We start from the raw sequence: 17,567 nt of genomic DNA on the forward strand, positions 1-17,567 counted from the left end.
CGTTCCATAGCGGCCACACCTGTTGCCGCCCACTTTCGAGGGACCGCACCATGACCCTGCCCACCCTGTTCATTTCCCACGGCGCGCCGACCTTCGCCCTGGAGCCCGGCATCATCGGCCCCCGGCTGACGGCCCTGGGGCGGCAACTGCCCAAGCCCCGGGCGGTGGTGGTGGTGTCCCCCCACTGGATCACCGCCGGCCTGGAAGTGGCCACCAGCCCCCGGCCCGAGACCATCCACGACTTCGGCGGCTTCCCGGAGGCCCTGTACCAGTTGCGCTACCCGGCCGCCGGTGCCCCCGAGGTGGCGGCCGAGGTCCTGGAGGCCTTGGCCCGGGCCGGCTTCCCCGGTCGCAGCAATCCCCACCGGGGCCTGGACCACGGCGCTTGGGTACCTCTCATGCACCTCTACCCGCAAGCCGACGTGCCGGTGGTGCAGCTGTCCCTGCCCATGACCGGTTCGCCCCAGGTGCTGCTGGCCCTGGGCCGGGCCCTGGCGCCCCTGCGGCAGCAGGGCGTGCTGCTGCTGGCCTCCGGCAGCATCACCCACAACCTGATGGACTTCCGCCTGGGCGGCGGCGAAGCGGCCTATGCCCGGGAGTTCATGGAGTGGGTGGCTGACACCATCGCCGCCGGCGACCTGGACGCCCTGCTGGACCTGCGCCGCCGGGCACCCCACGCGGTGCGCGCCCATCCCACCGACGAACACCTGCAGCCCCTGCTGGTGGCCATCGGTGCCGCCGGCGAGGACTGGGCTGCCGCCCGCCGCCTGGAAGGGGGCCTGGTCTATGGCGTGATCGGCATGGACAGCTATGCCTTCGGCGTCACCGCCGGGGGGGCAAACCAAATCGACCATTCCGCGTCTACCCCGGTGTCCGCCGCGGTAGCTGCCCACTGAAGCGAGGAATCACCATGAACCACAGCACCGACCGTTACAGCAGCACCGCCAAGGCCCTGCACTGGCTGATGGCCCTGGGCCTCTTCGGCGCCCTGGGCGTCGGCTTCTACATGACCGGCCTGCCCCTGTCGCCGCAGAAGCTGCAGATCTACTCCTGGCACAAGTGGGCCGGTGTCAGCCTGTTCCTGCTGGTGCTGCTGCGTTTTGCCTGGCGCCTCGGCCACCGGCCGCCGGCTCCCGTGCCCATGCCGGCCTGGCAGCGCCTCGCCGCCGAGGGCGTGCATCACCTGCTGTACCTGCTGATGTTCGCCATCCCCCTCACGGGCTGGCTGATGAGTTCGGCCAAGGGCTTCCAGACCGTCTATTTCGGCGTGCTGCCCATCCCCGACCTGATCGGCAAGGACCCGGACCTGGGCAACCTGCTGAAGACTGTGCATGTGAGCCTCAACTTCCTGCTGCTGGCCCTGGTGGCCGCCCATGCCGGCGCCGCCCTGAAGCACCACTTCCTGGACCGGGACGCCACCCTGCGCCGCATGCTGCCGGGCCGCTCCTGAGCTGCACCAAGAAAAACGCACGCCAACCCCAACGTCACGGAGATAACACCATGATCAAACAAACCCTCGGCGCCGCCGCCCTGGCCGCCGCCGTCTTCGCCCTGCCGGCCCAGGCCGTCGAGTTCAACGCGGTGCAGGCCGACAAGACCCAGATCGCCTTCACCTACAAGCAGATGAACGTGCCCGTGGATGGCAAGTTCAGGAAAAGCGCCGCCAGCATCGCCTTCGATCCGGCCAAGCCCCAGGCCGCCAGGGCCAGCCTGGAGATCGACCTGGCCAGCATCGATGCCGGCTCCCAGGAGGCCAATGACGAAGTGGCAAGCAAGCTGTGGTTCAACACCAAGGCCTTCCCCAAGGCCACCTTCGTCTCCAGCAGCGTCAAGGCCCTCGGCAACAACCATTTCGAGGTGGCCGGCAAGTTGAGCATCAAGGGCAAGACCCTGGACGCCACCGCACCCTTCACCTTCAAGCAGGAGGGGGCCAACGGCGTCTTCGACGGCGCCTTCGTGCTGAAGCGGGCCGACTACGCCATCGGCGAAGGCATGTGGGCCGACTTCGGCACCGTGGCCAATGAAATCCAGATCAAGTTCCATGTCGTGGCGGCGGCTGCCGCTGCGGCCAAGAAGTAAGCCGTACCGCTGTATCGCCCCAACCCCAAGCCGTACCCAGAGAAATCTTAGAAAACCCCTTACAGGAGATTAACCATGATCAAGCAACTCGTCGCCGTCGCCATCGCCGCTTCCTCCTTCGCCGCCGTGGCCGCTCCCGAAACCTATGTGATGGACGGCAGCCACACCTTCCCCCGCTTCTCCTACAGCCACTTCGGCTATTCCACCCAGCTCTCCCATTTCGACAAGACCAGCGGCAAGATCGTGATCGACAAGGCCGCCAAGAGCGGCAGCGTGGAGGTGACCATCGACATGAAGTCCGTCAATACCGGCTCCGCCCTGTTCAACGGCCACATCCAGGGCGAGGATTTCCTCGACACCGCCAAGTTCCCCACCGCCACCTACAAGTCCACCAAGGTGAACTTTGACGGCGACAAGGTTGTGTCCGTGGACGGCAACCTGACCATCAAGGGCATCACCAAGCCGGTCACCCTCAGCGTCACCTCCTTCCAGTGCATGCCCCATCCCATGCTGAAGAAGGACGCCTGCGGCGCCAACGCCACCGCCGTCATCAAGCGCAGCGAATTCAACGCCGGCAAGTACGCTCCCTATGTGGGCGACGACGTCACCCTGACTATCGCCGTCGAAGCCATCAAGGAATAAGCCTCCCCGAGGCTGCCTCCGGGCCCGCCGATGCAAGGCGCATCGGCGGGCCTTTTTGCCTTTAGAATGGGCCTCCCCAGATATCGCGCCGGCCCGTCGTGTCTCCCCGCTTCTATCCCAAGTCCTTTCTCAAGCTGCTCTCCCTGGCCTTTCTCGCCGCGGCCCTGCCTCTGGTGGTGGCCCTGGTGCAGACGGCCATGGAGGTGAACCTGCTGGTGCAGCAGAGCCGCCAGGCCGTGGGCCAGACCGCCCAGGCGGCCCGGGCCAGCCGCCAGCTGCTGGAACAGACCGTGGCCCTGGAACGCTCCGCCCGCCAGTACCTGGTGCTGGGGGAGCCGTCCCTGCTGGCGGACTACGACACCCTGCGGGCAGGCTTTCGCACCACCTTCAGCGAGCTGTCCCTGCTGCCCCTGGATGAAGCCCAGCTGCTGGAACTGAACCGCACCATCGACACCGAGGCCGCCCTGCGCGAGCGCCTGGAGAAGATCCAGGGCGGCAAGGCCCGCCTGGCCGAAGACTATGCCGCCCTTTCCGACCTGGCCCGGGGCGTGCAGCGCATCAGCGACGCCCTCACCGACCGGGAAATGAGCCGCCTCGGCGAACTGGCCGGGGAGGCGGAACAGCGCCTGTGGAAGCAGCTGCTGGCCATGCTGGTGCTGGGCCTGGTGGTCTCGGCCCTGGCCGCCGCCCTCATCGCCCGGCCGGTGCGGGAACTGGAGGCCGCCGTCTCCCGCCTCGGCGGCGGCGACCTGCAGGCGCCGGTGGCGGTGCACGGCCCGGCCGACCTGGAGCGCCTGGGCCAGCGCCTGGAATGGCTGCGCCAGCAGCTGAACGAGCTGGAGGCCCAGAAGGTGCGCTTCCTGCGCCATGTCTCCCATGAACTGAAGACGCCCCTGACCGCCCTGCGCGAAGGGGCGGAGCTGCTGGCCGACGGCGCCGCCGGTTCCCTCTCCGAAGGCCAGCGGGAGATCGTTGCCATCCTCCAGGGCAAGAGCCGCCAGCTGCAGACCATGATCGAGCGCCTGCTCAATGCCCAGCGGGCCCTGGATGAACTGGGGCGCCTCGAATTCGTGCCGGTGGACCTGGCCCGGCTGGTGGGCCGGGGGCTGGACGATCACCGTCTGGCAGCCCAGGCCCGGGGCCTGCGTTTCCAGGCCGAATGCGAGCCCCTGACGGTGTGGGGCGACCGGGACAAGCTGGCCACGGTCCTCGACAACCTGCTCTCCAACGCGGTCAAGTACTCTCCCGAGGGTGGTATGATCGCCGTCGCCCTGAAGTCCGAAGACGGCCTTGCCTGCCTGGACGTGCGTGACCAGGGCCCCGGCGTCGCCCCCAACGACCGGGAACGCATTTTCGACTGGTTCTACCTGGGCGGCAGCCGCCCCGCCGCCGCCAGCGTCCCCGGCAGCGGCCTCGGCCTCGCCATCGCCCGGGAACTGGCCCAGGCCCACCGGGGCCGGCTCGAAATGCTGCCCGAAGGCCCTCCCGGGGCCTGTTTCCGTCTCAGCCTGCCCCTCGCTGCCGCCGGGCGCTGAACCCTCCCTAGCCGAACTGCCTTGTCTTACCGCATACCCATGAAATTCCCATCCCTGCTGCTGAGCCTCTGCCTCTTCCTGGGGGCCTGCAGTCATGTGCCGCCGGCGCCGGTGGACGAAAGCCGCCTGGTGCTCGATACCCTGGCCCTGGCCCAGAAGACTGCCGCCGCCAACGCCGAGGAACAGAAGCGGGAGCTGGCGTCCGCCCAGCAGGCCTACAACCGGGAACGCAGCCTGGGCAACCGCCTGCGCCTGGGGGTGCTGCTGGCCTTGCCCCAGCCGGCCCTGGAGGACAAGTCCCGGGCCCTGGCCCTGCTTGAACCCCTGGCCGGCCATGCCGGTCCCGCCGGCCAGTTGGCGACCCTGGTTCAGGGCCAGCTCAACGAGCGCCTGAAGGAAGGACGCCGGGCCCAGCAGCTGAAGGAACAGCTGGACGAACTCAAGTCCATCGAGCGCCAGCTCATCGAACGCAGCCGCAAGGGGAGGCAATAGCCATGGCTGAACTGCTGCTGGTGGATGATGACGCCGACATCCTCAAACTGCTGGCCCTGCGCCTGGCCACCGCCGGCCACCGGGTGCGCACCGCCGACAGCGGCGAGCAGGCCCTGGTCATGTTCCAGGCCCAGCGGCCCCAGCTGGTCATCACCGACCTGAAGATGGGCGGCATGGACGGCCTCGCCCTGTTCGACGAGATCCAGCGCCGGGCCCCGACCCTGCCGGTGATCGTGCTCACCGCCCACGGCACCATTCCCGAAGCGGTGGATGCCACCCGCCGCGGCGTCTTCGGCTTCCTCACCAAACCCTTCGACGGCAAGGCCCTGCTGGAGCAGGTGGAGCAGGCCCTGCGCCTGGCGTCCCCCGCCGGCCAGGGCGGCGGCGAGAACGAGCCCTGGCGCGCCGATCTGGTGGGCGGCAGCCCGGCCATGCAGGAACTGCTGGAGCGGGCCCGCCTGGTGGCGGCCTCCGATGCCAGCGTCTTCATCGCCGGCGCCAGCGGCACCGGCAAGGAGCTGCTGGCCCGGGCCATCCACCTGGCCAGCCCCCGGGCGGATAAGCCTTTCGTCGCCATCAACTGCGCCGCCATTCCGGAAAACCTGCTGGAGTCCGAACTCTTCGGCCACCGCAAGGGCGCCTTCACCGGCGCCACCTACAACCACAAGGGCCTGTTCCTGGAGGCGGACGGCGGCACGGTCTTCCTCGACGAGATCGGCGACATGCCCCTGTCCCTCCAGGCCAAGCTGCTGCGGGTGCTGCAGGAGCGCCAGGTACGCCCCGTGGGCGCCACCCAGGCGGTGCCGGTGGATGTGCGGGTGGTTTCGGCCACCCACCGGGACCTGGACGAACTCCTGAAAAGCGGCCAGTTCCGCGAAGACCTCTACTACCGCCTCAATGTGGTCTCCCTGGCTCTGCCCCTATTGGCGGAGCGGCGCGAGGACATTCCCCTGCTGGCCAACCATTTCCTGCAGCGCACGGCCAGCCGCTACGGCAAACCCGTCACCGCCTTCGCCCCGGATGCCATGGAAGCCCTGGTGACGGCGCCCTGGCCGGGCAATGTGCGGCAGTTGCAGAATGTGGTGGAGCAGGCGGTGGCCCTCTCCCCGGTGAGCGGCGGCCTGGTGCCGGCGGCCCTGATCCAGGGTGCCCTGCGCTCCGGTGATAGCGCCTTCACTTCCCTGGACGAAGCGAAGAAGGTGTTCGAGCGGGATTACCTGGTGCGCCTGCTGCGCCTCACCGAAGGCAGCGTCACCCAGGCGGCCCGTCTGGCCCAGCGCAACCGCACTGAGTTCTACAAGCTGCTGGAACGGCATCAGCTGGATGCCAAGCAGTTCAAGCCCGGGGCCGGCGACAGCGCCTGAGGGGCGTCGGGCTGGCCCGACAAAATAAATCCGTTTTAAATCAATTGGCTGCGATCAAGGATGGCAGCCCCTGTCGGGCCGCCCCGAAATTCCGGGGCCGGCCCGTTCTTTTTGTTTTCTCCTAACCGACTGATCTTCAAGGAAGTTTTTTTCCTGGCACGGCCGTTGCAATAACGGTTGCAAGCCGCGCTCCCAAGGCGGCGCTTTTTGCCCAGGAGAATAAAAATGAAGTTCAGGAAAGTTGTCATGCTGGCCCTGCTGATCGGTAGCACCGGTCTGTTCAATGCGGCCCATGCCCACGGTGGCATCGACGGCGATGCCGTGGTTGGCGGCGCCCTTGGCGGTGCGGCCGGCGCCGCCGTCGGTTCGGCCATCGGCGGCCGCGACATGGCCATGGTCGGCGGCGCCCTCGGTGCGGCTGCCGGCGTTTCCCTGAATACCCGTTCCCGTTACGACGATGGCCGCCGCCGCGGCTATTACGACGACCGCCACGACCGGGGTTACCACCGCGGCCACTACAAGCATCGTCACCGTCACCACCACGACCGCCACGACTGGTAAGCCAGTTCCCCCTGCCAAGGAGCGACCATGGATTCCACTTTCGAAATCGGCCATTCCCCGACCCCGGCCCCGGTGCGGGCCCGTCGCCTGCATCCTCTGCTGACGGCTGCCGCCGTCTCTCTCACCGTCTTCAGCCTGCTGGGCATCGGTGCCATTACCGGTCTCATTCCCTCGGCGTCTTCCCAGCTGCAGGAGAAGGGGGCCGATAAGGACGCCGCCAAGGCGGAGGAGGGCGGCAAGCCCGCCGCCAAGGGGGCCGCCAGCGCCAAGTCCACTTGCGCCAACTGCGGCGTGGTGGAAACGGTGCGCATGGTGCAGCTGGAAGGCAATGCCAGCGGCCTGGGGGCTGTGGCCGGCGGCGTCACCGGCGCCCTGGTGGGCAACCAGTTCGGCCGGGGCGGCGGCAATACGGCCATGACCCTGATCGGCGCTGCCGGCGGGGCCTATGCCGGCAACAGCATCGAAAAGAACATGAACCGCCAGACCGCCTACCGCATCACCGTGCGCATGGATGACGGCGCCTACCGCACCATTTCCCAGTCCCACGTGCCCGCCGTGGCCGCCGGTGACAAGGTGAAGGTGGTGAACGGCAACGTCAGCGCCATTCCCTGAACCCATCCCAACCCCGTGGAGAACAACATGAAAACCGCAAAATCCTTCGCCCTCGTCGCCGCTGCCGTCCTGGCTATGACCCTGTCCGCCTGTAGCGGCAATCCCACCCGGCAGCAGGTCGGGGTGGCCACCGGCGCCGTTGTCGGCGGTGTCGTCGGCTCCGCCCTGACCGGCGGCAGCACGGCGGGTACCGTGGCCGGCGCTGCTGCCGGCGGCCTGGTGGGCAACGAGCTGTCCAAGCGTCGCTGACGCCGAGCCGAATCCCTTTGAGCCGCGCCCGGTTTCCGGGTGCTTGTGTAAGCCGATGGTAGGCGGGGGCGCCTACCATCGGCTCTTTTTTTGGTGCACCGCCGCAGCCGGCCCCGGGTCATGCTAGTATTTTTGTCATAGAAAAAAATACCATCGGCAATGCCCGTCGGCAGGGAGCGAGTGGGATGTTTCCGAATCACAAAATAAGGGCCTGGTTGTTCCCGGCCCTGCTGCTTTGGTGCCTGGCTGCCGCAGGGGGAGCCCAGGGGGGCGAGCGCCCCCGCCTGGTGGCCTTCGCCCAGGACACCCTGGCCAACGACTACCGCCTGGCCCAGGTACGGGCCCTGGTGGAGGCATTCAATCGCCAGCCCGGCGTCAATTTCGTCTTTTCCGATGCCCAGGGCGAGACGGCCCGGCAGGTGGCCGACGTGGAGGATTTCGTCGCCCGTGGCGTCGATGTGCTGATCGTCAGTCCCCGGGATTCCCGGGCCCTGGCGCCCGTGCTGGCCAAGGCTTACCGTCAGGGTATCCCGGTGGTGCTGCTGATGCGCCGGGTGGAGGGGGACGCCTATACCACCTGGGTGGGGCCCGACGACGGGCAGATTGGTGCCGCTGCCGCCGCCTTCATCGCCGCCGAATTGCAGGGCCGGGGCACGGTGCTGGTGCTGCAGGGCATTCCCGGCGCCAGCACCTCCCAGATGCGCACCGCCGCCTTTGTCGAAGCCTTGCGCCGCCACCCCGGCCTGCGCCTGCACAGCATTCGCCCGGCCAATTACCTGCGGGCCGACGCGGTCAAGGCCGTGGAGGAGGCGCTGGAGGAAGGGCGCCCCTTCGATGCCATCTACGCCCAGTCCGACAGCATGGCCAGCGGCGCCCGCCTGGCCTTGCGCAAGCACGGCATCGATCCGGGCCGGCTGGTCATCGTCGGCATCGACTACATCCGGGAGGCGCGCCAGGCCATCGCTGACGGCGAGCAGCGGGCCTCCTTCACCTATCCCCTGAGCGCCGAGGCCACGGCCCGGGTGGTGCGGGATATTCTCGCCGGCCGGCCCGTTCCGCGGCGGGTGGTGGTGCCCAGCGCACTGGTGACACGGCAGGGTAGCGCCCGCCAGGAGCCGGTTTTCTAGATGCCCGCCCCGAACTGGCTTCCCAGCATCAAGGCCAAGCTGCTGGCCCTGCTGCTGCTCAGCATTTTCCTGGTGCTGACGGTGGTGGGCACCCTGCTTTCCGTCGGGGTGGAGCGTTTCCACCGGGAGGAAACCAGGCAGGTGTTCGCCACCGCCCAGCGGGCCCTCAGCGCCGAAATCCGGGCCCGCCAGTCCTTCCTGCAGCAGATGGCCGGGCGCCTGGCGGCGGACGAGGCCCTGGTGGCCAGCCTCAATCTGGTGTCCCGCTATTCCGATCCCCTGCACTACGATCCCCTGGTGTTCGACGGGGAGAAGAAGCGCCTGGCCGGCGATCTGGCCCGCCTTTCCAGCGCCACCGACCACCTGTCCCTGGTGGTGGTGGACAGCCGGGGCCAGTGGGTGGCTTTCGGCCGGGTGGAGAAGAACGGCCAGGAAGCAGGCTTCCTGGCCTTCGACAATGCCGGTGCCCCCCTGGCCTGGCAGCAGGATTCCCTTGCGCCCAACCAGTGGCACGCCGGGCGCACGCCGGTGGAGGTGGAATTCCTTGCCGGCCTGGCCCGTAGTGCGCCGCCGACCCAGGCCATGGTCCGCTCGCCCGACGGCCTGATGCTGCTGGCCAGCGCCCCGGTGATCCGCCACTTTCCCCGGGGCGAGCCCCTCACGGTCGGGCGGGTGGTGGTGGCCCAGACCCTGGGCCAGGGCTTCCTGGAACAGGTGACCCGCTACACGCCGCTGCACTTTGGCCTGCTCTTCGCCCAGGGGCAGGTGGTGGGGGACATCCAGGCCCTGGCTTCCGAGGTCGATCTGAGCCGGGCGGCGCCGCTCCTGAAAAATGCCGGCAATCCCTTGAGCGGCTGGCAGGAGACGCCCCGGCACTTCCTCATGCTGTTTTCCCTGCCCCTGCTGGGCAACGAACAGGCCTATCCGCTCCTGGTCCTGGAAAAGGAGGGCGTAAACAAGCAGGTGCGGGAAACCCTGGGGGTGTTGCTGCTGGTGCTGCTGCTGGCCGGGGCCCTGGTGGTGCCCCTCAGCCAGGCCCTGGCCAACCGGGGCATCTCCCGGCCGGTGCTGAACCTGCTGGCCAGCGTGGAACGGGTCAAGGCCGGCCAGTACGACGGTATCGCCGGGCAGGCGCCGGGCAGCGTCGAGTTCGCCAGTCTTTTCGATTCCCTGCAGGACATGGCCCACACCATCCGCAGCCGAGAGGACCAGCTGCGCCTGTGGGCCAGCGTGCTGGAACAGAGCCGGGAAGCGGTCTTCGTCACCGATGCGGAAAACCGCATCCTGCTGGTGAACCGGGCCTTCGTCGCCGTCACCGGCTACACCCTGGAAGAGGCGCGGGGGCAGACGCCCCGTTTCCTCCAGTCCGGCCGCCACGACCAGGCGTTCTACGCCAATCTGTGGCGCAGCCTGAAAGAGACCGGCCACTGGCAGGGGGAAATCTGGGACCGGGCCAAGGATGGCCGCATCCATCCCCAGTGGGCTGCCATCAGCGCCGTGGCCGATGCCGCCGGGACGGTCAGCAACTACATCGCCATCTACTCCGACCTCACGGAGCACAAGGCGGCCCAGGACCGCATCCAGTTCCTGGCCCAGCACGATCCTCTCACCGGCCTGCCCAACCGCATGCTGCTGCAGGACCGGCTCACCGTGGCCATTGCCGCCGCCGCCCGGGAGGGGCATGAGGTGGGGGTGCTGTTCATCGACCTGGACCGCTTCAAGACCATCAACGATTCCCTCGGCCATTCCGTCGGCGACGAGCTGATCAAGGGCGTCACCAAGCGCCTGCAGGATGCGGTGCGGGAATCGGATACGGTGTCCCGCCTGGGGGGCGACGAGTTCATCGTCGTCCTGCACCGCATCCGCCGCTCCGAGGACGCGGCCCATGTGGCCGACGCCGTCCTGGCCCAGCTGACGGCGCCCTTCAACATCGCCGGCAAGGAGCTGCGGGTGACGGCCTCCATCGGCATCAGCGTCTTCCCTGCGGACGGCGAGGACGAGGAGGGGCTGATCAAGAATGCGGACACGGCCATGTTCCATGCCAAGGAACGGGGGCGCAACAACTACCAGTTCTTCCGCCCGGAAATGAACGCCCGGGCCGGGGAGCGCCTGGCCCTGGAGAACTCCCTGCGGGGGGCGGTGCAGCGCAAGGAATTCGTGCTTTTCTACCAGCCCCAGGTGGAGATCCGCAGCGGCCGCCTGGTGGGGGCCGAGGCCCTGATCCGCTGGCGGCGGGGCGACTCGGGCTTCGTTTCGCCGGCCGACTTCATTCCCCTGGCCGAGGAGACCGGCACCATCCTGGAAATCGGCGACTGGGTCCTGGCCGAAGCCTGCCGCCAGCAGGTGCAGTGGGACCAGCAGTGGCCAGCCATGGGCCTGAAACCGGTACCGGTGGCGGTGAATCTGTCGTCCCTGCAGTTCCGCCAGAAGCACTTCAAAGAAAACCTGCTCGACATCGTCGGCGACTATCCGCTACCCGCCGGGCGCATTGAACTGGAGCTGACGGAAAGCATCGTCATGGAGGAGCCGGAGCAGGTGGGCGCCGTCCTGGCCGAACTGAAACAGGCCGGCCTGCGCCTGTCCATCGACGACTTCGGCACCGGCTATTCCAGCCTGTCCTACCTGAAGCGTTTCCCCCTGGACAAGCTGAAGATCGATGCCTCCTTCGTCCGGGACATCGTCAACGATTCGGCCGATCTGGCCATCGTGCACGCCGTCGTCTCCCTGGGCCACAGCCTGGGGCTGAAGGTGGTGGCCGAAGGGGTGGAGCACGAGGCCGAACTGCTGATCCTCAACGCCATGGGCTGCGACATCGCCCAGGGTTACCACTTCTGCCGGCCGGTTCCGGCGGAGGAATTCCAGGCCTGGGTTGCCGCCTATGTGCCGGTGCCGCTACGGGGCGGTGTTCCCATGCCGGAAAGCTGAGGCAAAACGATCGCGGAAAAGAGAAACGGCGCCCGCAGGCGCCGTTTTTTCATACCCGTAGCGGGTGAGGTGTGCTTTGGCGTCTCAGCGCGGCAGGTTGCTGCCCCGGTTGGACTGCACGGTCTGCAGCAGTTGGGCGAAGATTTTCGGGCTGCCCGCTACCACGTTGCCGCTGTCCAGATAGCCGGGTTCGCCGGCCAGGTCAGTAGCCAGGCCGCCGGCCTCGGTGATGAGCAGGGTGCCGGCTGCCATGTCCCAGGGGGAAAGGCCGAATTCCCAGAAACCGTCCAGACGGCCGCAGGCCACCCAGGCCAGGTCCAGGGCGGCGGCGCCCGGGCGGCGGATGCCGGCGCAGGTCTGGGTCAGTTCCTTGAAGATGTTGAGATAGGCATCCACGTGGTCGAAGCTGCGGTAGGGGAAACCGGTGCCGATCAGGGCGTCCTGCAGCTTGGCCCGCTTGCCGACGCGGATGCGGCGGTCGTCGAGGAAGGCGCCGGCACCCTTGGTGGCGGTGAACATCTCGTTGCGGATGGGGTCGTAAACCACGGCCTGGGTCACCTGGCCGCGGTGGGCCAGGGCGATGGAAATGGCGTACTGGGGAAAGCCATGGATGAAGTTGGTGGTGCCGTCCAGGGGATCGATGATCCACTGGTATTCCTCATCCCGTCCGACGGAGGCGCCGCTCTCCTCTGCTAGAATCCCGTGATTCGGGTAAGCCTCGCGCAGGGTTTCGATAATGGCGGCTTCGGCAGCCCGATCCACTTCGGTGACAAAGTCGCTCTGCTGCTTGGCAACGACCTTGAGCAGGTCGATGTCGTTGGAGGCGCGGTTGATGATCTGGCCGGCGCGACGGGCGGCCTTGACGGCGATGTTCAGGGTTGGATGCATGGCTTTTGTAAAGAACTCGAAGGGGCAGTTTCCGGGCTTCCGGTCTTGTAGACCCGGCCGGCGACTGCCCTAAGCATTTGGATAAACCGGCATTTTACACCATGAACCCCATTAGCCCCATTGAGATGCTCGGACGCATCCGCGTCGTGCTGTGCAACACCAGCCATCCCGGCAACATCGGCGCCGCCGCCCGGGCCATGAAAACCATGGGCCTGTCCCGCCTGACCCTGGTCAATCCGAAACAGTTTCCCGACGACGAAGCCACCGCCCGGGCCTCCGGCGCTGCCGACGTGCTGGAGCACGCCCGCATCTGCACCAGTCTGGAAGAGGCCTTGCAGGGTACCGTCCTGGCAGCGGCCCTGTCGGCCCGGCAGCGGGACCTGGGGCCCCTTCCCCGGCCGGCGCGCCAGGCCGTGCCCGAGCTGCTGCAGTGGACGGCGCAGGGCGACATTGCCCTGGTCTTCGGCGGCGAGACTTCCGGCCTCACCAATGCGGAGGTGGAACAGTGCCAGCGGCTGGTGACGGTGCCGGTGAACCCGGATTACGGTTCCCTCAACCTGGGGGCCGCCGTCCAGGTGCTGTGCTACGAGGTGCGCCAGGCGGCCTTCGACGGGGCGCCCCCGGTCAGTTCCCTGGCCACGCCCTTTGCCACGCCGCCGGCCAGCCATGAGGAGGTGGAAGGTTTCTACGCCCACCTGGAGCGCCTGATGACGGCCACCGGCTTCCTCAATCCCAACAGTCCGCGCCGCCTCATGCCCAAGCTGCGCCGCCTGTTCGGACGGGCGGCCCTGGAGAAGGACGAGATCAACATCCTGCGCGGCATCCTGGCAGCGGCGGAGAAGCCCTTGCCCGGGGCCAAGATTAATTGGGACAATAGTTGATAAAAATAGTGGGATATTTTAAGATAACCCCACAAATCCAAGGAGTATTGATCCATGTTTGCCCGCCTGCGTGAAGACATCCACTCGGTTTTCGACCGCGATCCCGCGGCCCGGTCCGTGCTGGAGGTGCTCACCTGTTATCCGGGCATCCATGCCATCACCCTGCACCGGCTGGCCCACTGGCTGTGGGGGCATCGCCTGCGCTGGCTGGCCCGTTTCGTCGCCCACATCTCCCGCTTCCTGACCGGCATCGAGATTCATCCGGGGGCCACCATCGGCCGCCGTTTCTTCATCGACCACGGCATGGGCGTGGTGATCGGCGAGACGGCCGTCATCGGCGACGACGTCACCCTCTATCACGGTGTCACCCTGGGCGGCACTTCCTGGAACAAGGGCAAGCGCCATCCCACCCTGGAGAACGGCGTCGTTATTGGCGCCGGGGCCAAGGTGCTGGGGCCCATCACCATGGGTGCCGGCGCCAAGGTGGGTTCCAACGCCGTGGTGGTGCGGGATGTGCCCGGCGGCGCCACCGCCGTCGGCAATCCGGCCCGCATCATCCAGGGCGAGCAGGAGCAGAAGCGGGAGGAGAAGGCCGTGAAAATGGGCTTTTCCGCCTACGCCGTGGCCCAGCAGAACCAGGACGACCCCCTGGCCAAGGCCATCCACGGCCTGCTCGACCACGCGGTGGAAACCGACCGGCGCATCGAAACCCTGCTGCACAAGCTGGAACAGGCCGGCGTGCGGGTGGAGGACGAACTGGCGGTGGCCGACCGTTTCGATCCCAAATACCTGAGCAAAATAGTTGACTAATAAATCCGGGTATCAGTATAGTTGACTTAAATTCTCAGGTATTTCCTGGAGGGCCTAAAAATGCGCTTGACCACCAAAGGACGTTTCGCCGTTACCGCCATGATCGATCTCGCCATCCGTGGCGGTGAGGGTCCGGTGACCCTGGCCGGCATCAGCGAACGGCAGAAGATTTCCCTGTCTTACCTGGAACAGCTGTTCGGCAAGCTGCGCCGCCACAACCTGGTGGAAAGCGTGCGCGGCCCCGGCGGCGGCTACTGTATCGCCCGGCCCCTGGAGCAGGTGACGGTGGCCGACATCATCCGCGCCGTGGATGAGCCCCTGGACGCCACCCAGTGCGGCGGCAAGGAAAACTGCCACGAAGAACACCGCTGCATGACCCACGACCTGTGGTCCACCCTCAATGCCAAGATGTATGAATACCTGGCCTCGGTGAGCCTGCACGACCTGGTGAGCAAGCAGCAGGACAAGGTGGCCCTGCTCACGGGGCAGCGCCTTGGTCCCCGGCCCCGGGTCAAGGAAGTCCTGGTCCGCGCCTGAAAGCTGGATCGCCGCCATGTTCGCCCCGGTCTATCTGGACCATAACGCCACCACCCCGCTGCATCCCGAGGTGCTGGAGGCCATGCTGCCCTATCTGCGCGAGCAGTACGGCAATGCCTCGAGCCGCCACGAGTACGGCCGGGCGGCGCGGCGGGCGGTGGACGAGGCCCGGCAGCAGGTGGCGGCGGCCACCGGCGCCCATGCCACCGAGGTGGTGTTCACCAGCGGCGGTTCCGAAAGCAACAACCTGTTCCTCAAGGGCGCGGCGGCCAGCCTGCGGCCCGGCCTGCTGGCGGTCTCCGCCGTGGAGCATCCCTGCATCGCCCGTCCGGCGGAGCAGCTGGCCCGGCAGGGCTGGGAAGTGGCTACCCTGGCCGTTGATGGCGAGGGCAGGGTGGAGCAGGGCGCCTATGCTGAACTTCTGGCCCGGCGTCCGGCTCTGGTGTCGGTGATGCTGGCCAACAACGAAACCGGCGTGCTGCAGGATGTGGCCGCCCTGGCCCAGGCGGCCCGGCCCACCGGCGCCTGGTTTCACAGCGATGCGGTGCAGGTGCTGGGCAAGCTGGAGCTGGATTTTCGCGCCCTCAACGGGGCCGGCGTCCACGCCCTCAGCGTTTCCAGCCACAAGATCGGCGGCCCCAAGGGTGCCGCGGCCCTGGTCCTGGACAAGCGGGTCGAGCTGCAGCCCCTGATCGCCGGCGGCGGACAGGAACGGAACTTGCGTTCCGGTACGGAAAACGTCCCCGCCATTGTCGGGTTCGGTGCAGCCTGTGCCCTGGCGGCCCGTAACGTGAAGGAAAACCGACGCCGGCTGGCGGATTTGCGACAGCAACTGGAAGCCGGTCTGCATCACCAGGGCGCCAGGATTTTCGGTGCCGGCGCCGAGCGCCTGCCCAACACCAGCTACTTCGCCTTTCCCGGTGTGGATGGCGAAACCCTGGTGGGCTACCTGGACCGGGCCGGTTTTGCGGTGGCCAGCGGTGCGGCCTGTTCCTCGGCCAATCCGGAGCCTTCCCGGGTCCTCATGGCCATGGGCGTGGCGCCGGAACTGGCCCGGGGCGCGGTGCGGGTGAGCCTGGGGGCCACCAGTACGGCGGCCCAGATTGAAGAATTTCTCGGGGTGCTGAAGGGCACCCTGGAACGCCTGACCAGCCTCACGGCCATGGCGTCGTAACGGACAATAAGAACGTGCAAAACCTTTTTGGAGCGACGAGAACATGAAACTGCCCATCTACCTCGACTACTCGGCCACCACGCCCGTGGATCCGCGCGTGGCGGAAAAGATGATCCCCTTCCTGGTGGAGAAGTTCGGCAACCCCGCCTCCCGCTCCCACAGCTACGGCTGGGAAGCCGAGGCCGCCGTGGAAGAGGCCCGGGAGCAGGTCGCCGCCCTGGTGAATGCGGACCCCAAGGAAATTGTGTGGACCTCCGGCGCCACCGAATCCAACAACCTGGCCATCAAGGGCGCCGCCAATTTCTACGCCGGCAAGGGCAAGCACATCATCACCGTCAAGACCGAGCACAAGGCCGTGCTCGACACCGTGCGCGAAATGGAGCGCCAGGGCTTCTCCGCCACCTACCTGGACGTGCAGGAAAACGGCCTGATCGACCTGGAAGTGCTGAAGGCCGCCATCCGTCCCGACACCGTGCTGGTATCGGTGATGTTCGTGAATAACGAAATCGGCGTGGTCCAGCCCATCGCCGAGATCGGCGAGATCTGTCGCGAGAAGGGCATCATCTTCCACGTCGATGCGGCCCAGGCCACCGGCAAGGTGGATATCGACCTGGACAAGCTCAAGGTGGACCTGATGAGCTTCTCCGCCCACAAGACCTACGGCCCCAAGGGCATCGGCGCCCTCTACATCCGCCGCAAGCCCCGCGTCCGCCTGGAAGCCCAGATGCACGGCGGCGGCCACGAGCGCGGTTTCCGCTCCGGCACCCTGGCCACCCACCAGATCGTCGGCATGGGCGAAGCCTTCCGTCTGGCCAAGGAAGAGATGGTCGAGGAAAATAAGCGCATCGCCGCCCTGCGCGACAAGCTGCTGAAGGGACTTTCCGACATGGAAGCGGTCTACGTGAACGGGGATCTGGAGCACCGCGTCGCCCACAACCTGAACATGAGCTTTGCCTACGTGGAAGGCGAGTCCCTGCTGATGGCGATCAAGGACGTGGCCGTTTCCTCCGGTTCCGCCTGCACCTCCGCCAGCCTGGAACCTTCCTACGTTCTGCGTGCCTTAGGGCGGGAAGACGAACTGGCCCACAGTTCCATCCGCTTCTCCATCGGCCGCTTCACCACCGAGGAAGAGGTGGATTTCGTGGTCAAGCTGCTGCACAGCAAGGTGGGCAAGCTGCGCGAACTGTCCCCCCTGTGGGACATGTTCAAGGAAGGCATCGATCTGAATACCGTCCAGTGGGCTGCCCACTGAACCTGAATTAAGGAGCAATCATCATGGCATACAGCGTCAAGGTCCTGGACCACTACGAAAATCCCCGCAACGTCGGTTCCTTCACCAAGGAGGAAGAGGGCGGCGTTGGCACCGGCATGGTGGGCGCCCCCGCCTGCGGCGACGTCATGAAGCTGCAGATCAAGGTCAACAAGGAAGGCGTCATCGAGGACGCCAAGTTCAAGACCTACGGCTGCGGTTCCGCCATTGCCTCCTCCAGCCTGGTGACCGAGTGGGTCAAGGGCAAGAGCCTGGATCAGGCCCTGGAGATCAAGAACACGGACATCGCCGAAGAACTGGCCCTGCCGCCGGTGAAGATTCACTGCTCCATCCTGGCGGAAGATGCCATCAAGGCGGCGGTGGCCGACTATAAGAAGAAGCACGGAGACAACTGAGCTTTATTGTCCAGTTTTCCAAGGGG

General features: G+C 66.9%; 19 protein-coding genes. 18 read left to right on the forward strand and 1 reads right to left on the reverse strand.

The window, feature by feature from the left end; translation table 11 throughout:
- Positions 1 to 50: 50 nt before the first annotated feature.
- The 12 genes from AC1RTA_RS00330 to AC1RTA_RS00385 all read left to right on the forward strand — a co-directional run bounded on the left by AC1RTA_RS00330 (position 51) and on the right by AC1RTA_RS00385 (position 11,586).
- Positions 51 to 896: a DODA-type extradiol aromatic ring-opening family dioxygenase gene (locus tag AC1RTA_RS00330; protein ID WP_492783682.1), complete on the forward strand. Its 846-nt coding sequence runs from the start codon at positions 51 to 53 to the stop codon at positions 894 to 896.
- 14 nt (positions 897 to 910) lie between these two features.
- On the forward strand, positions 911 to 1,450 hold the full coding sequence (locus AC1RTA_RS00335) for a cytochrome b (protein ID WP_014237409.1): 540 nt from the start codon (positions 911 to 913) through the stop codon (positions 1,448 to 1,450).
- 50 nt (positions 1,451 to 1,500) lie between these two features.
- Positions 1,501 to 2,079 (forward strand): YceI family protein, encoded by a 579-nt coding sequence (locus AC1RTA_RS00340; protein WP_492783683.1) that lies wholly within the window; start codon positions 1,501 to 1,503, stop codon positions 2,077 to 2,079.
- Positions 2,080 to 2,154: 75 nt separating this feature from the next.
- Entirely contained in the window at positions 2,155 to 2,721 is a 567-nt protein-coding gene (locus AC1RTA_RS00345; RefSeq protein ID WP_287875475.1) for a YceI family protein, read from the forward strand.
- Positions 2,722 to 2,819: 98 nt separating this feature from the next.
- Positions 2,820 to 4,256 (forward strand): HAMP domain-containing sensor histidine kinase, encoded by a 1,437-nt coding sequence (locus AC1RTA_RS00350; RefSeq protein WP_130458427.1) that lies wholly within the window; start codon positions 2,820 to 2,822, stop codon positions 4,254 to 4,256.
- 39 nt (positions 4,257 to 4,295) lie between these two features.
- Positions 4,296 to 4,748 (forward strand): hypothetical protein, encoded by a 453-nt coding sequence (locus AC1RTA_RS00355; RefSeq protein ID WP_287875473.1) that lies wholly within the window; start codon positions 4,296 to 4,298, stop codon positions 4,746 to 4,748.
- 2 nt (positions 4,749 to 4,750) lie between these two features.
- Positions 4,751 to 6,112 carry a sigma 54-interacting transcriptional regulator gene (locus tag AC1RTA_RS00360; protein ID WP_014237414.1) on the forward strand — a complete coding sequence of 454 codons (1,362 nt, stop codon included), beginning with the start codon at positions 4,751 to 4,753 and terminating at the stop codon, positions 6,110 to 6,112.
- Between the two features lie 225 nt (positions 6,113 to 6,337).
- On the forward strand, positions 6,338 to 6,673 hold the full coding sequence (locus tag AC1RTA_RS00365) for a hypothetical protein (protein WP_014237415.1): 336 nt from the start codon (positions 6,338 to 6,340) through the stop codon (positions 6,671 to 6,673).
- Positions 6,674 to 6,700: 27 nt separating this feature from the next.
- Complete coding sequence (locus AC1RTA_RS00370; RefSeq protein WP_014237416.1) at positions 6,701 to 7,285, forward strand: outer membrane lipoprotein; 585 nt, start codon at positions 6,701 to 6,703, stop codon at positions 7,283 to 7,285.
- 27 nt (positions 7,286 to 7,312) lie between these two features.
- The gene (locus AC1RTA_RS00375; RefSeq protein WP_130458429.1) at positions 7,313 to 7,534 is read left to right on the forward strand and encodes a YMGG-like glycine zipper-containing protein; all 222 of its coding nucleotides are present in this window, start codon (positions 7,313 to 7,315) and stop codon (positions 7,532 to 7,534) included.
- A 185-nt stretch (positions 7,535 to 7,719) separates the two neighbouring features.
- Positions 7,720 to 8,661 (forward strand): substrate-binding domain-containing protein, encoded by a 942-nt coding sequence (locus AC1RTA_RS00380; protein WP_492783684.1) that lies wholly within the window; start codon positions 7,720 to 7,722, stop codon positions 8,659 to 8,661.
- Complete coding sequence (locus AC1RTA_RS00385) at positions 8,662 to 11,586, forward strand: putative bifunctional diguanylate cyclase/phosphodiesterase (RefSeq protein WP_492783685.1); 2,925 nt, start codon at positions 8,662 to 8,664, stop codon at positions 11,584 to 11,586.
- Positions 11,587 to 11,670: 84 nt separating this feature from the next.
- On the opposite strand, the gene AC1RTA_RS00390 is transcribed toward AC1RTA_RS00385, so the two are convergent.
- Entirely contained in the window at positions 11,671 to 12,474 is an 804-nt protein-coding gene (locus tag AC1RTA_RS00390; RefSeq protein ID WP_014237420.1) for an inositol monophosphatase family protein, read from the reverse strand.
- Positions 12,475 to 12,575: 101 nt separating this feature from the next.
- Between AC1RTA_RS00390 and AC1RTA_RS00395 the strand changes: the two genes are divergently transcribed.
- From AC1RTA_RS00395 to iscU, 6 genes are read left to right on the forward strand one after another with little or no spacing between them, the layout of a single operon-like run.
- Positions 12,576 to 13,355, forward strand: a complete 780-nt coding sequence (locus AC1RTA_RS00395; protein ID WP_492783686.1) for an RNA methyltransferase — start codon at positions 12,576 to 12,578, stop codon at positions 13,353 to 13,355.
- A 54-nt stretch (positions 13,356 to 13,409) separates the two neighbouring features.
- Positions 13,410 to 14,165 (forward strand): serine O-acetyltransferase, encoded by a 756-nt coding sequence (cysE, locus tag AC1RTA_RS00400; RefSeq protein WP_130458432.1) that lies wholly within the window; start codon positions 13,410 to 13,412, stop codon positions 14,163 to 14,165.
- Positions 14,166 to 14,225: 60 nt separating this feature from the next.
- Positions 14,226 to 14,702 carry a Fe-S cluster assembly transcriptional regulator IscR gene (gene iscR, locus AC1RTA_RS00405; RefSeq protein ID WP_014237423.1) on the forward strand — a complete coding sequence of 159 codons (477 nt, stop codon included), beginning with the start codon at positions 14,226 to 14,228 and terminating at the stop codon, positions 14,700 to 14,702.
- Between the two features lie 16 nt (positions 14,703 to 14,718).
- Positions 14,719 to 15,876, forward strand: coding sequence for a cysteine desulfurase family protein (locus AC1RTA_RS00410; protein ID WP_152089260.1), 1,158 nt, complete (start codon positions 14,719 to 14,721; stop codon positions 15,874 to 15,876).
- A 43-nt stretch (positions 15,877 to 15,919) separates the two neighbouring features.
- On the forward strand, positions 15,920 to 17,128 hold the full coding sequence (locus AC1RTA_RS00415; protein WP_130458434.1) for an IscS subfamily cysteine desulfurase: 1,209 nt from the start codon (positions 15,920 to 15,922) through the stop codon (positions 17,126 to 17,128).
- 23 nt (positions 17,129 to 17,151) lie between these two features.
- Complete coding sequence (iscU, locus tag AC1RTA_RS00420; protein WP_014237426.1) at positions 17,152 to 17,541, forward strand: Fe-S cluster assembly scaffold IscU; 390 nt, start codon at positions 17,152 to 17,154, stop codon at positions 17,539 to 17,541.
- Positions 17,542 to 17,567: the final 26 nt, after the last annotated feature.

This window comes from Azospira sp. MPR-E4, from assembly GCF_058809645.1.

Coding starts and splice junctions, on each gene's coding strand:
- cysE (WP_130458432.1), top strand. CDS start 13,410: ATGTTTGCCCGCCTGCGTGAAGACATCCACTCGGTTTTCGACCGCGAT.
- AC1RTA_RS00335 (WP_014237409.1), top strand. CDS start 911: ATGAACCACAGCACCGACCGTTACAGCAGCACCGCCAAGGCCCTGCAC.
- AC1RTA_RS00360 (WP_014237414.1), top strand. CDS start 4,751: ATGGCTGAACTGCTGCTGGTGGATGATGACGCCGACATCCTCAAACTG.
- AC1RTA_RS00380 (WP_492783684.1), top strand. CDS start 7,720: ATGTTTCCGAATCACAAAATAAGGGCCTGGTTGTTCCCGGCCCTGCTG.
- AC1RTA_RS00390 (WP_014237420.1), bottom strand. CDS start 12,474: ATGCATCCAACCCTGAACATCGCCGTCAAGGCCGCCCGTCGCGCCGGC.
- AC1RTA_RS00410 (WP_152089260.1), top strand. CDS start 14,719: ATGTTCGCCCCGGTCTATCTGGACCATAACGCCACCACCCCGCTGCAT.
- AC1RTA_RS00355 (WP_287875473.1), top strand. CDS start 4,296: ATGAAATTCCCATCCCTGCTGCTGAGCCTCTGCCTCTTCCTGGGGGCC.
- AC1RTA_RS00415 (WP_130458434.1), top strand. CDS start 15,920: ATGAAACTGCCCATCTACCTCGACTACTCGGCCACCACGCCCGTGGAT.
- AC1RTA_RS00345 (WP_287875475.1), top strand. CDS start 2,155: ATGATCAAGCAACTCGTCGCCGTCGCCATCGCCGCTTCCTCCTTCGCC.
- iscU (WP_014237426.1), top strand. CDS start 17,152: ATGGCATACAGCGTCAAGGTCCTGGACCACTACGAAAATCCCCGCAAC.
- AC1RTA_RS00365 (WP_014237415.1), top strand. CDS start 6,338: ATGAAGTTCAGGAAAGTTGTCATGCTGGCCCTGCTGATCGGTAGCACC.
- AC1RTA_RS00395 (WP_492783686.1), top strand. CDS start 12,576: ATGAACCCCATTAGCCCCATTGAGATGCTCGGACGCATCCGCGTCGTG.
- AC1RTA_RS00330 (WP_492783682.1), top strand. CDS start 51: ATGACCCTGCCCACCCTGTTCATTTCCCACGGCGCGCCGACCTTCGCC.
- AC1RTA_RS00370 (WP_014237416.1), top strand. CDS start 6,701: ATGGATTCCACTTTCGAAATCGGCCATTCCCCGACCCCGGCCCCGGTG.
- AC1RTA_RS00375 (WP_130458429.1), top strand. CDS start 7,313: ATGAAAACCGCAAAATCCTTCGCCCTCGTCGCCGCTGCCGTCCTGGCT.
- AC1RTA_RS00385 (WP_492783685.1), top strand. CDS start 8,662: ATGCCCGCCCCGAACTGGCTTCCCAGCATCAAGGCCAAGCTGCTGGCC.
- iscR (WP_014237423.1), top strand. CDS start 14,226: ATGCGCTTGACCACCAAAGGACGTTTCGCCGTTACCGCCATGATCGAT.
- AC1RTA_RS00340 (WP_492783683.1), top strand. CDS start 1,501: ATGATCAAACAAACCCTCGGCGCCGCCGCCCTGGCCGCCGCCGTCTTC.